The following is a 14,118-nucleotide window of genomic DNA, read 5'->3' on the forward strand; positions in this document are numbered from 1 at the left end:
ACATTCGTCGAAACCAAAAGCCTGCGACCATGGCCCAAACTCCAACAGAGGAGAACACCATGAGTCGCGCTTTCGTCAACGAAGACAACGCCGCCGCCCAGGCCGACCAGCCAGTCGAACGCCAGGTCAGCGCACAACCGAACTACGTCACGCCCAGCGGGCTCGCCGAGTTGCAGGCGCGGGTCGCACAGTTGCAGGCGTTGCACAGCCAGCAGACAGCCCGCGGCGATCAGGCCGATAAGCAGCGGATCGCGGACATCGAACGTGACCTGCGCTATTTCAACCTGCGCCTGCAAAGCGCCCAGGTCGTGGCGCCGACGTCATCCGATCAGGTCCGGATTGGACACTGGGTGACCTTCGCCGACGAACTGGACCAGCAGCAACGGGTGCAACTGGTGGGCGAGGACCAGGCCGACGCGGCCAGCGGCCTGATCAACTGGGGATCACCCCTGGGCCGGGCGTTGCTGGGAGCGAAGTTGGGGGATGAGGTGGTCTGGCAGCGACCGGTGGGCGATCTTTGCATTGAAGTGATTGCAATCGAACTGCCCTGAAGCGGCGCGCGCCGGCATCTTGCTATTGGATTAACTCACAACTAACAGCCATTCGCTTAGTTACCTGTAGCGACAGGTAACTGCAACATGAGGTTATAACCGCAAGTTTGCGCTTATCGAAGTCCATGCTACTGTTTTTCCCGCGTCGAAACCGGCGCAAACAAAAACAAGGAGATGCATGATGGGCGAACACATTTTGGCAATGTCCGGTGACTTCGACGGCGACTTCAATGCCTACCAACAGGTAAACCACCTCGGCATCGAATCGGCGGCGCGGACCATTGTCGAGTGCGGCACTGTGCATTGCACCGCTATCTTGTGCTGAATCCTGCTCTTTGAAGTCAATCCGCACCGCGGGCACTTCGACACTCCCTAACCCTATCCCTTAATAACTTCATGACATCCCACCGTTCGGATGCGCTGTCTGGCACCCGATCGCCCGTGGGTCATTGTATTGAATTGATCAACCTGATGAGGAACACATCATGAGCGAACAGATCCTGAACATGTCCGGCGACTTCTATCTCGAGTTCGACGCCTATCAAGCGCCGGCCAGCAACATCGCCGCAATCCTGGCGACGACGATGGAATGCAACACGTTCGGCACCTGCACCAACCTCGAGTGCTCGACACTCGGGTGCTGATCCAGCCCACTGACCGTCGCAACAGGCAACACCGATAAACATGGAGCAGGCACCGCCTGCTCCATCCATGCCAGGAGCCTAGGCATGCTTGTTAACGCTTTGAAGTGGGATCAGCGAGGGCAGTACACAGGCGCTTCCACACTCGACATCGCCCTGTTCGAAAACAACCTGACTCGCCTGCACGCCGATGACCAGGCTTTGCTGGATCACTTTGGTCTGGGCCGGGAACAACTGCTGAAACACGTCAGCGCCCCCAACCACCAACACCGCCTGCCCCCCAGCAGCGAATCATGCCTGCAAAGTTTGGAACAAAAGCTGGCCCACCTCGACAGCCTTCCTGTCGAAACAAAAACAAGTGCAACTAAAAAAGATAACTTTCATGGCTTCGGCCAGCGGTTTCTTCTTTATTTCATCGACACGTTCAAGGCCGACAAGCGTTACTCCCAAGTTTCACCGCACATTGACGAGTCGGCCTTGCTCGCAAGCCTCGAACAGTATGTTCTGGCCCGGGTGAGTCGCACCTCGGAACAAAGTCTTGTGCATCATTTGAACACGCGAATTGCGCAAGGCGAAAACATTGACCTGGGCACCTTCAATGAACAACTGCGCACGTTGCCACTGCGGCCACTCTTCGAGTGCTACCCGGTACTGGCAACGCTGCTGTTCGATCAATTGGAAGATACCCTCAACTATCTTTATGCGCTCATTCTCCATTTCGCAGCCGACCTCGCATTATTGGAGGCCGCGTTTTCAAACGCGGCTCGGCAAATCAGTGCAATTGAACTGGGCCTCGGTGACCCCCACGGTCGCGGCGAAACGGTCTGTCTGGTCACCGTTGGCAGCGTTTCACTGGTCTACAAACCTCGGGCAAGCCGGGAAGCGCTTTTCTACAACCGCTTGCTTGAACACCTGCACGAGTGGACAGGCGCGGACTGCTTCTCTGTGCGCGGGCCAAGGATTCTCAGCCGCCCGCGGCATAGCTGGATAGAAAAAATCGACAACCTGCCCTGCGAACAGGCAACGGATGTCGAGTTGTTCTACAAGAGAATGGGCGCCCAGATCGCCGTCATTCATGCCTTGAACGGCATCGACTTTCATTACGAGAACATCATTGCCTGCGGCAGCAGCCCGGTCATGATCGACCTCGAATGCCTGTTCACGGCGTCCACCAGCGACTTGCTGACGGAGTTGCCCGCGGGCTGCGCACTGTCCAGCAGTTTCAAGGCGATCCAGCAATCCATCTGTTCCAGCGGCTTCGTGCCCTTTTCGCAAAAGACCAATAACGACCAGAGCGGGCTGACTCGCCAGGCCCTGTTCATTTCCACCCGTCGCGCCCTGGTTTTCGAGGGTGGGTTCTACCACCTGCGCAAAATCGAATTCGAGCATCAGTTGGCGCAAAAACACCTGCCCCTGCTGCAAGGCGAGCGAATAGGGCCGCAGGCCTATAAGACCGCGCTGTTCAAAGGCTTCGAATACGCTTACGGCGCACTGATGGTTCATCGGCACGCGATCATGGAGATGCTCGAACAATCCGCCGGCGAACTGACCACCCGCGTATTGCTCAAGAATTCGCAGCGCTACGCCGACTTTATCGGACTGATCCGCCACCCACGCTTCATGCAGAACATGCTCGACCGAGAACTGCTGCTTGCAACCCTGTGGAAAGATCTAAAAGAACCCTATCGGGAAAGAGGTATTGCCCGCTATGAAATAGCCGACCTGCAAAGGTCCAGTATTCCGTGTTTCACCATGGCGCTGAACGCACGCTGCTTTACGAACGCACAAGGTGAAACCGTCGAGATGGCAACCCTGGAACCTCCATTAAAAAGTTGCCTGCAAAAAATCAGTCACCTGTCCCGTGAGGACTGGGCCCTGCAACGCACACTCCTGGACATCTGCCTGTTCCCAGAGCCATCCTCACCGGAAACGCGAACACCCCTACTCCCTGGAAAAGAACCGCCAGCAGAGCGACTCGACGCGGTCCTGGCCATCAGCGCCCGCCTCGATGAACTTGCCGTGAGGGGCACGGCAACCGACGTCCGCTGGCTGTCTTTTCATACTCACCCCACGAGCCTGCGCAAATACCCGGCGCCGATGGACCATGGGTTGTATTCGGGTATCGCCGGGATCGGCCTGTTTTACCTGGCCGCGTTCAAAGTCGGTGGCCAGTCGCACTGGCTGTCGCGCCTGGATCGGATCCTGGACGCCCTGGACCAGCACTTCGGCTTTTTCCGAACCGACCTGACTGTCAGCGCTTATCACGGTCTTGGGGCCTACCTTTACTTGCTTATCAATCGCCGCCGGATCACCGCGGATGCCCGCCATGATGAAAAGATTGCCGGCTTGCTTACCCAACTGATCGAAATCCCCCCTGAGCGCTACGATTTCGACTTCCTCGCAGGCTGTTGTGGCGCGGTGACGCTCCTGGCCAATCTCCACGAGTCGTCGGCACAGAACGAGGTACTGCCGGCCCTCCGGCGGATGGTCGACTACATACGGGAGCAGGTCCTGATCGAAGAGGGTCGGCTTCTACGGCGCGATGATCGCTCCGTCATCCTGACGGGCTTGTCCCACGGTCTCTCGGGCGTCATCCATGCCCTGTGCAAGGCCTATGACGTGACCGGGGATGCGACGCTGGTGCCTTTGGCCATCCAGGTGCTCGAAGGTGAGAACCGCTTGAGCCGGGACGGTTTCTGGCTGGACCTGAGGAACCTCGGACCAGTGGACCATACGTCCAAGTGGTGCCATGGCGACGGCGGTGTGCTCATTGCCAGGCGACAGCTGCTGCAATCGATGGGGGATGTGCTGGACGCGGCGACCCGACAGACCGTGCTCGACGACATACAGCGATGCGAGCGCAATCTCTGGGAGCACGGGTTGGGTGAGGGTTACAACCTGTGTCACGGCGATTTCGGCAATCTGTTGTGCCTGCATGACCTGTATCGGCATTCAGGCAACGCCGATGGCATGAACAGGGTCAGGACAGCCCTAGACGAGGCCGCCCGGCAATTTTTTGCAGGACCTTGGCTGGACAACGACAGGGTGCCCGACGTCAGCCTGCTGACGGGCATCACCGGTGTGGGCTATGCCTTGCTGTACGAGATGGACCCGACGATCCCCAACATTCTCACGCTCGATTTTGCGCCACAGGCCTAGCGCCTGACCTGCATGGCGAGGGAGCACGCTCCCTCGCCATGGGTTCAGCGACCTTGCGGTCGCACGCCCCTCAAGCCAGCTTCTTGTGCCGCACACGGTGCGGCTGGGCAGCGGCCTCGCCGAGGCGTTTCTTGCGATCGGCTTCGTACTCGGTGTAGTTGCCTTCGAAGAACACCGCCTGGGAGTCGTCTTCGTACGCCAGGATGTGAGTTGCCACGCGGTCAAGGAACCACCGATCGTGGGAGATCACAATGGCGGCGCCCGGGAAGTCCAGCAGGGCTTCTTCCAGGGAACGCAGGGTTTCGACGTCGAGGTCGTTGGACGGTTCGTCGAGCAGCAGGACGTTGCCACCCTCCTTCAGCGTCAGCGCCAGGTGCAAGCGGCCGCGCTCACCGCCGGACAGGTCCTTGACGAACTTCTGCTGGTCGCCGCCCTTGAAGTTGAAACGCCCCACGTAGGTGCGCGACGGGATTTCGTAGTTGCCGATGCGGATCTGGTCGGAGCCGTCGGAAATCTGCTGGAACACGGTCTTGCTGCCGTCCAGGTCTTCGCGGCTCTGGTCGACGCAGGCCAGTTGCACGGTTTCGCCGATCTCGATGCTGCCCGAGTCCGGTGTTTCCTTGCCCATCAGCATGCGGAACAGCGTGGATTTACCCGCGCCGTTACCACCGATGACACCGACGATGGCGCCCTTGGGCATGGAGAACGACAGGTTGTCGATCAGCACACGGTCGCCGTAGCCTTTGGTGACGTTCTTGAACTCGATGACCTTGTCGCCCAGGCGTGGACCGGCCGGGATGTAGATCTCGTTGGTTTCGCTGCGCTTCTGGAATTCCTGCGACTGCATTTCCTCGAAGCGTTGCAGGCGAGCCTTGGATTTGGACTGGCGGGCCTTGGCGCCTTTGCGCACCCACTCCAGTTCTTCCTTCATGGCCTTTTCATGGGCCGACTGCTGCTTGGATTCCTGGGCAAGACGCTCAGACTTGGCTTCCAGCCAGCCCGAATAGTTGCCTTCGTACGGGATGCCGGCGCCACGGTCGAGTTCCAGGATCCAGCCGGCGACGTTGTCGAGGAAGTAACGGTCGTGCGTGATCGCTACCACGGTGCCCGGGAAATCGTGCAGGAAGTGTTCGAGCCAGGCGACGGAATCGGCGTCCAGGTGGTTGGTCGGTTCGTCGAGCAGCAGCATGTCCGGGGCGGACAGCAGCAGGCGGCACAGGGCCACGCGGCGTTTTTCACCACCAGACAGGTGCTCGACCTTCGCGTCCCAGGCTGGCAGGCGCAGCGCATCGGCGGCCACTTCCAGCTGACGCTCCAGGTTGTGGCCGTCGCTGGCTTGCAGGATGGCTTCGAGCTTAGCCTGTTCGGCGGCCAGCTTGTCGAAATCGGCATCGGGATCCGCGTAGGCGGCATAGACCTCGTCCAGGCGTGCCTGGGCATCCTTGATCACGCTGACCGCTTCCTCGACCACTTCGCGAACGGTCTTGGTCGGATCGAGCTGCGGTTCCTGCGGCAGGTAGCCGATGTTCAGGTCCGGCATCGGACGGGCTTCGCCGTCGAATTCATTGTCGACACCGGCCATGATTTTCAGCAGCGTGGACTTGCCCGAGCCGTTGAGGCCCAGCACACCGATCTTGGCGCCGGGGAAGAACGACAGCGAAATGTTTTTAAGGATTTCCCGCTTCGGCGGAACAACTTTGCTCAGCCGATGCATGGTGAAGACGTATTGAGCCATGGTGAACCTAGCGTCAGTGACAGGTGAAAAGAACGAGCCAGGCCATGCACGGCGCCGGCGCTTGAAGGGGATCAAGGCCAGGGGGCCGATGGCGCCTGGGAATGTGGAGCTGGAACGCTCTTGTTTGACCGGCAAAGCTACCTCAACCGTCGGTCAAGGTCCAGCCGCCAGGGACTGGCACTTTGCCACAAGGCAAGGCATGCTAGCCGCCCTTCGGGCGTCCGGCTTATAGTGCACGTCGCGCCAGTCCAGCAAACCGCAGGATTACAGCTTGTCCAAAGTCACGCCGCCCTCGTCCCCACGCGCGCCCGCTACGGTGCCCGGCTCGCCCCTGCGCGGGACATTGAAGGGCGCGCTGGCCACACTGGTGCTGCTGTTGCTCGGCCTGCTCTTCTGGCAGTTGCTCGACCAACTGCGTGAAACCCAGCAGCAACAGCGCCAGTACACCATCGACTACACCGCCGACCTGGCCTCGCAAATCAGCCTGAACATGGCGCTGAACGCGCAAATCGCCCTCAACCTGCTACCGATCGTCGAACAACCGCAAACGGCCGACGAACAGCAGGCGCTGTTGCGCAAGCTGCAGCAATCGTTGCCCGAACTGCGCAGCCTGGCGTTGCTGAGCCCTTCGGGCAAGGTCCTCAGCGACAGCGACGCCGCCAGCGAAGACGCCGACTATCTGGCCGACCTGGTGCGACGCAGCCGGGCCCAGGCCCACTATTTCAGCAACTCCACGGACGGCTCCGTGGTGCACCTGCTGTTGCACCAGGCCAGCGGCAGCACCCGCGGCTACTGGGCCTTGCGCCTGACCCCGAACTTCTTCGCCACGCTGACCAAGCAGGCCGATGTGGGCCTGCGCCCGTTGTGGCTGGTGGAAAACCGTCTCGACCAGCAGATCATCAGCCGCGACGAGGGCCTGCCTTCGGAAAGCGCCGCCCGGCTCTCCCCGGACGATCTGGAAAACACCGTGCTGACCGTGCCCCTGAGCAGCAGCGATTGGCAGTTGCGTGGGTTGTTCGACCGGCGCCAGGTGATCGAGCAACTGTTGCCGGCCTTCATCGGCAAATGCCTGCTGGGCCTGGCGATCTCGCTGCTGCCGGTGATCGCGCTGTTGAACATGCGCCGACGCCAACGGCAACTGCATGAAGGTCGCCGGCGTTACCAGGATATTTTCGAAGGCACCGGCGTGGCCCTGTGCGTGCTCGATTTGTCGGGGCTCAAGGCCTTCTTCCAGAAGGTCGGCCTGCACACCGGCGATCAATTGCGCACCTGGCTGGAAACACCCCATCAGCGCGAGCAACTGCAACGGGAAGTGGTGGTGACCGAGGTCAACCAGATGGCGTTGAAGCTGCTTAACGTCGACTCGTGCGAACAGGCCTGGCAACTGCTGGTGGGCAACGGCCCGCAAGACCACAACCCCGTGGGCTCGAAACTGCTCCAGGCCCTGCTCGACCAGCACAAGCAACTGGAACTGGAAATCCGCCTGCAGGACGCCCATGGCCGCGACCAGCACCTGTGGCTGGTGCTGCGCCTGCCGGAAAAACAGGACGACTATAACGCTGTCATCCTGAGCATCAGCGACATCACCAGCCGCAAGCTGGTGGAACTCTCGCTGCTCGAACGCGAAGGCTTCTGGTCCGACGTGGTGCGCACCGTGCCGGATCACCTCTACGTGCAGGACGTCATCAGCCAGCGGATGATCTTCAGCAACCATCACCTCGGCCAGACCCTGGGCTACGACCGCACCGAACTGCACCAGATGGGCGAGTACTTCTGGGAAATCCTGCTGCACAGCGAAGATGCCGACCATTACCACGGCCTGCGCCAGGAACAGCGTCGGGGCGGGTACACGCAACTGCTGCAATGCCAACTGCGCTTTCGTCACCGCAACGGCAAGTGGCGGCGCTTCGATATCCGCGAACAGGCCCTGGCCCGGGACCGGCATGACCAGGTGACGCGGATCATCGGCGTGGCCAAGGACATCACCGAGCAGATCGAAGCCAGCGAATCGCTGCGCGACAGCGAACAACGCTACCGGATGCTCGCCGAAAGCATCAGCGACGTGATCTTCTCCACCGACAGCAAGCTTTCGCTCAACTATGTCAGCCCGTCGGTTCAGGCGGTGCTGGGCTACAACGTCGACTGGATTTTCCAGAACGGCTGGCAATCGACCATCGCCAACCCGCAGCAACTGACCGGCATCTACAGCCTGATGGAGCGGGTCAGCAAGGCCCTCGACAAGCCCGAGCAACTGGCCGAGCTGCGCAACCAGATGCAGACCCAGCTGTTCCTGTTCGACTGCCTGCGGGCCGATGGGCGCAAGATCCCCATCGAGTTGCGGCTGGTGCTGGTGTGGGACGATCACGGCGCGTTCGAAGGCGTGCTGGGCGTGGGCCGCGACATCAGCCAGCAGCGCCGCGCCGAAAAAGACCTGCGCATGGCCGCCACGGTATTCGAGCATTCGACCTCGGCCATCCTGATCACCGACCCGGCGGGCTACATCGTCCAGGCCAACGAAGCGTTCAGCCGCGTCAGTGGCTACGCGGTGTCGCAGGTGCTGGACCAGTTGCCCAACATGCTGACCGTGGACGAACAGCAGGAAGCGCACCTGCGCTATGTGCTCAAGCAGCTGCAACAGCACAGCACCTGGGAAGGCGAAGTGTGGCTCAAGCGGCGCAATGGCGAGCACTACCCGGCCTGGGTCGGCATCACCGCGGTGCTGGATGACGAAGGCGACCTGGCCAGCTACGTGTGCTTCTTCAGCGACATCAGCGAACGCAAGGCCAGCGAACAGCGCATCCATCGCCTGGCCTACTACGACGCCCTGACCCACCTGCCGAACCGCACGTTGTTCCAGGACCGCCTGCACACCGCGCTGCAAGCGGCCGAGCGGCAGAAGAGCTGGGTCGTGCTGATGTTCCTCGACCTCGACCGTTTCAAACCGATCAACGACTCCCTGGGCCATGCCGCCGGCGACCGGATGCTCAAGGAAATGGCCACGCGACTGCTCGGCTGCGTCGCCGACGACGACACCGTGGCGCGCATGGGCGGCGACGAGTTCACCCTGCTGCTGCAACCGCGCGCCAGTCGCGAGATGGCGCTGAACCGAGCCATTACCGTGGCCGAACAGATCCTCGCCAGCCTGGTCAGGCCCTTCGTGCTCGAAGGCCGGGAGTTCTTCGTCACCGCCAGTATCGGTATTGCCCTGAGCCCCCAGGACGGCAACGAACTGAGCCAGTTGATGAAAAACGCCGACACGGCCATGTACCACGCCAAGGAACGCGGCAAGAACAACTTCCAGTTCTACCAGGCCGACATGAACGCCAGCGCCCTGGAACGCCTGGAGCTGGAAAGCGACCTGCGCCACGCCCTGGAGCAGAACGAGTTCGTGCTGTATTACCAGCCGCAGTTCAGCGGCGACGGCAAGCGCCTGACCGGCGCCGAGGCCCTGCTGCGCTGGCGCCATCCACGCCGCGGGCTGGTGCCGCCGGGGGATTTCATCCCGGTCCTGGAAGAACTCGGGCTGGTGGTGGACGTGGGCGACTGGGTCATCGCCGAGGCCTGTCGGCAGCTCAGGACCTGGCACCAGGCCAAGGTCCGGGTGCCGAAGGTTTCGGTCAATATCTCGGCCCGGCAATTCTCCGATGGCCAACTGGGGACGCGCATCGCCAATATCCTGCGCAGCACCGGCCTGCCACCGGCGTGCCTGGAGCTGGAGTTGACCGAGAGCATCCTGATGCGCGAAGTCAGCGAAGCGATGCAGATCCTGGCCGGGTTGAAAAACCTCGGCCTGAGTATCGCCGTGGATGACTTCGGCACGGGCTACTCGTCGCTCAACTACCTCAAGCAGTTCCCCATTGACGTGTTGAAGATCGACCGCACCTTCGTCGATGGCCTGCCCTCCGGCGAACAGGACGCGCAGATCGCCCGTGCGATCATCGCCATGGCCCACAGCCTCAACCTCGCGGTGATCGCCGAGGGGGTCGAGACCCACGAACAACTGGACTTCCTGCGCGAACACGGCTGCGACGAAGTCCAGGGCTACCTGTTCGGCCGCCCGATGCCGGCCAATCGCTTCGAAGCGCAGTTCAGCAATGATGCGTTGTTCATGCTCGACTGAGGCTCTTCGGTGCCTGTAGTGACCTCATCGCGAGCAAGCTCGCTCCCACAGGGTTATGGGCACGCGGGTCCAAATGTGGGAGCGAGCTTGCTCGCGATGGGGCCCGCCAAGGCAACGCAGAATGGTGCGTGAATCCCATTCGTCCACGACATGACGTCCTTTCATACCCCTTCCAAAACCGGTTGGGTTAGAATGCCCCCCTTTTCTGCCCCGATCCTTGAGGACCGCCATGTTCAGCCGTGATTTGACTATTGCCAAGTACGACGCCGATCTCTTTGCCGCCATGGAGCAAGAAGCCCAGCGCCAGGAAGAGCACATTGAGCTGATCGCTTCGGAAAACTACACCAGCCCCGCGGTGATGGAAGCTCAAGGCTCGGTACTGACCAACAAGTACGCCGAAGGCTACCCGGGCAAGCGTTACTACGGTGGCTGCGAGTACGTCGACGTGGTCGAGCAACTGGCCATCGACCGCGCCAAGCAACTGTTCGGCGCCGACTACGCCAACGTCCAGCCGCACGCCGGCTCCCAGGCCAACGCCGCCGTGTACCTGGCGCTGCTGTCGGCCGGTGACACCATCCTGGGCATGAGCCTGGCCCACGGCGGCCACCTGACCCACGGTGCCAGCGTGTCGTCCTCCGGCAAGTTGTACAACGCCATCCAGTACGGCATCGACGGCAACGGCCTGATCGACTACGACGAAGTCGAGCGCCTGGCACTCGAGCACAAGCCGAAAATGATCGTGGCCGGTTTCTCCGCCTACTCGCAAGTGCTCGACTTCCCGCGTTTCCGTGAAATCGCCGACAAGGTCGGTGCCTACCTGTTCGTCGACATGGCTCACGTCGCCGGCCTGGTTGCCGCCGGTGTGTACCCGAACCCGGTGCCGTTCGCCGACGTCGTGACCACCACCACCCACAAGACCCTGCGCGGTCCACGTGGCGGTCTGATCCTGGCACGCGCCAACGCCGACATCGAGAAGAAGCTCAACTCCGCCGTGTTCCCAGGCGCCCAGGGCGGCCCGTTGGAGCACGTGATCGCGGCCAAGGCGATCTGCTTCAAGGAAGCGCTGCAACCTGAGTTCAAGGCCTACCAGCAACAAGTGGTGAAGAACGCCCAGGCCATGGCCAGCGTATTCATCGAGCGCGGCTTTGACGTCGTGTCCGGCGGCACCCAGAACCACCTGTTCCTGCTGTCGCTGATCAAACAGGACATCTCCGGCAAAGACGCCGACGCAGCGCTGGGCAAGGCGTTCATCACTGTGAACAAGAACTCGGTGCCAAACGACCCTCGCTCCCCGTTCGTCACTTCCGGCCTGCGCTTCGGCACGCCAGCCGTGACCACCCGTGGCTTCAAGGAAGCCGAGTGCAAGGAACTGGCCGGCTGGATCTGCGACATCCTGGCGGACCTGAACAACGAAGCGGTGATCGACGCCGTGCGTGAAAAGGTCAAGGCCATCTGCAAGAAGCTGCCGGTGTACGGCGCTTGATGCGGCACTAGGCTGTCATTGAAAAAGCCCGCCTCGAAATAGGCGGGCTTTTTTATTGGCTGCTCTTCCCTGTAAAGCCAGTAATAACTTCAACATCCCTTTATACACCTCACGCCTTGAAACATAGCCTTCGACACAACTTACCAAGAACCTCCTAACATCGAATCTCATTATTCACGGCCACCCAGGCCATCAATAAAGGATGCGATCTCTACATGGACAGTAAACGCTCTTTTTCCGCAACACTTCGCTCGCCAGACATGCATATCCACTTGCTTGAAACGCTGCACGGAAAACCGGCCATGGCGACCATTACTTCATTCAGCGGTGGATTTTTCAGCGGCAAACCGCAAACCGTCGATCATTCAAGCCTGCTGGGCATGCACGCCAAAGCCAGCGGCGGCGCCGTCGCGCCGCTGATGCTGCACTTTCGCCACAGCGCCGATGGCTACACCCTGTGGATAAAAACGCCCGGCGAACACCACGACAAGTTCATCGGAAAAAGTTGGTTCGACGCCCTTGGCGTAAAAGACTCGGGCCAAGCAAGTACCTTTAGACTTGTTAATCCAAAGAACCGCGTAATCACCTTGGACGATATAACGGCCCAACACTCGCCCCTCTCGCTCATGACGAAGCACAACAAATATGTGGGCGGATTAAGAATGCACGGTTCGCCTTATCTTTATCTGGCAGAAACCGATGTACGCTCGAAGCTGACGTTCATACTCAGCCTGACTTGAATAGACTGTGTGGGCGCAAGCCTGCTCGCGATAAGGGCCCGTTCAATCGGCCTTGACTGACCTGCTCCTTTCGCAAGCCGGCTCGCTCCCACACGTTTCTGGTTTTGCCCCAGGCCTGGGCCGCCGGTCATTTTTTTCATGGGAGGGAAAAGGCTCAAGCACGAGGGTTTCCTTGCAACTGGTAAGACCGGTAAAGCCAAAACCTAAAAAATCGCCTTGCGGCCGTGGCAAAACCGCGCCTAGACTGCGCCTGCACTGGACAAACCGGTAAGACCACAATAATGAAGTCCTGACGCCAACGGCCCTAAAGCCCAGCGGACACGGACACCGAACCAGGAATCCCTCCCATGCTCAAATGGTGCTCGCGGTCGATCTTCCTTCAAGTTGTCCTCGGACTGGTGCTTGGCATCGTCTGCGGGCTTACCCTTCCCGAATACTCTGCACAGCTCAAGCCCCTCGGTGACGGGTTTATCAAGCTGATCAAGATGCTCATCGGTCTGATCGTGTTCTGCGTGGTGGTCAGCGGCATCTCCGGTGCCGGCGACCTCAAGAAGGTCGGACGCATCGGCCTCAAGTCGGTCATCTATTTCGAAGTTCTCACCACCATCGCCCTGGTGATCGGGCTGGTGTTCGCTTTCACCACCGGCATCGGCAGCGGCGCCAATATCCACCTGGAGCAGCTCTCCAGCGCTGACATGGGTGACATCGCCCAGCGCGGCCAGCACATGGTCACCACCACCCAATTTCTGATGAACCTGATCCCAACGTCGGTGATCGGCGCCTTCGCGGAAAACAACATCCTGCAAGTGCTGCTGTTCGCGGTGCTGTTCGGCAGTGCGTTGAACCTGGTGGGGGACGCCGCCTCGGGTATTTCGCGCCTGATCAACGAGCTCAGCCACGTGATTTTTCGCATCATGGGCATGATCGTGCGCCTGGCGCCAATCGGTGTCTTTGGCGCCATCGCCTTCACCACCAGCAAATACGGCCTGGATTCGCTGCAGCACCTGGGCAGCCTCGTCGGCTTGTTCTACCTGACCTGCATCGCCTTCGTCGCGGTCATCCTCGGGCTGGTGATGCGCGCGTCGGGGCTGCCCATGCTGCCGTTCCTCAAATACCTGCGTGAAGAACTGCTGATCGTGCTCGGCACCGCTTCGTCCGACGCCGTGCTGCCGCAAATCATGCGCAAGCTCGAACACCTCGGCATCGGCAGCTCGACCGTGGGCCTGGTCATCCCAACCGGCTACTCGTTCAACCTGGACGGCTTTTCGATCTACCTGACCCTGGCCATCGTCTTCATCGCCAATGCGACCGGCACGCCGCTGGCCATGAGCGACCTGCTGACCATCCTGCTGGTGTCGTTGATCACCTCCAAGGGCGCCCACGGAATTCCAGGTTCGGCGCTGGTTATCCTGGCGGCCACGTTGACGGCGATCCCGGCCATCCCGGTGGTTGGCCTGGTCCTGGTGCTGGCGGTGGACTGGTTCATGGGCATCGGGCGCGCCCTGACTAACCTGATCGGCAACTGCGTGGCCACCGTGGCCATCGCCCGCTGGGAAAAAGACATCGACGTACCGAGGGCCCGCAAGGTGTTGTCCGGCCAGCAAGGCTATACCTTCCAGGCCCGAAAACCGGTGGGCAGTGCTCATCACCAGCAATTCTGAAAGACTGCGGCGCCGGCCCGCGAACCGG

At 60.8% G+C, this 14,118-nt stretch carries 7 protein-coding genes; 6 read left to right on the plus strand and 1 reads right to left on the minus strand.

The genetic code is table 11. The features are described 5' to 3' along the window. The first annotated feature begins 59 nt into the window (after positions 1-59). Together VM99_07825 and VM99_07830 are read left to right on the plus strand one after the other, a co-directional pair. Complete coding sequence (locus VM99_07825; GenBank protein ID AKJ97969.1) at positions 60-551, plus strand: elongation factor GreAB; 492 nt, start codon at positions 60-62, stop codon at positions 549-551. 728 nt (positions 552-1,279) lie between these two features. Further along, complete coding sequence (locus VM99_07830) at positions 1,280-4,351, plus strand: lantibiotic-modifying protein (GenBank protein AKJ97970.1); 3,072 nt, start codon at positions 1,280-1,282, stop codon at positions 4,349-4,351. A gap of 70 nt (positions 4,352-4,421) precedes the next feature. Here the strand turns inward: VM99_07830 and VM99_07835 are convergent, their stop codons facing one another. After that, complete coding sequence (locus tag VM99_07835) at positions 4,422-6,086, minus strand: ABC transporter ATP-binding protein (GenBank protein ID AKJ97971.1); 1,665 nt, start codon at positions 6,084-6,086, stop codon at positions 4,422-4,424. 271 nt (positions 6,087-6,357) lie between these two features. On the opposite strand from VM99_07835, the gene VM99_07840 reads away from it, so the two are divergent. The 4 genes from VM99_07840 to VM99_07855 all read left to right on the plus strand — a co-directional run bounded on the left by VM99_07840 (position 6,358) and on the right by VM99_07855 (position 14,090). Then, positions 6,358-10,206, plus strand: a complete 3,849-nt coding sequence (locus tag VM99_07840) for a diguanylate phosphodiesterase (protein ID AKJ97972.1) — start codon at positions 6,358-6,360, stop codon at positions 10,204-10,206. A gap of 229 nt (positions 10,207-10,435) precedes the next feature. After that, positions 10,436-11,689 carry a serine hydroxymethyltransferase gene (gene glyA, locus VM99_07845; protein AKJ97973.1) on the plus strand — a complete coding sequence of 418 codons (1,254 nt, stop codon included), beginning with the start codon at positions 10,436-10,438 and terminating at the stop codon, positions 11,687-11,689. Positions 11,690-11,904: 215 nt separating this feature from the next. Beyond that, positions 11,905-12,429: a hypothetical protein gene (locus VM99_07850; protein AKJ97974.1), complete on the plus strand. Its 525-nt coding sequence runs from the start codon at positions 11,905-11,907 to the stop codon at positions 12,427-12,429. A 347-nt stretch (positions 12,430-12,776) separates the two neighbouring features. Then, the gene (locus VM99_07855) at positions 12,777-14,090 is read left to right on the plus strand and encodes a C4-dicarboxylate ABC transporter (GenBank protein AKJ97975.1); all 1,314 of its coding nucleotides are present in this window, start codon (positions 12,777-12,779) and stop codon (positions 14,088-14,090) included. Positions 14,091-14,118 lie beyond the last annotated feature (28 nt).

Source organism: Pseudomonas chlororaphis, from assembly GCA_001023535.1.
GTDB classification, from domain to species: Bacteria; Pseudomonadota; Gammaproteobacteria; order Pseudomonadales; family Pseudomonadaceae; genus Aquipseudomonas; species Aquipseudomonas chlororaphis_E.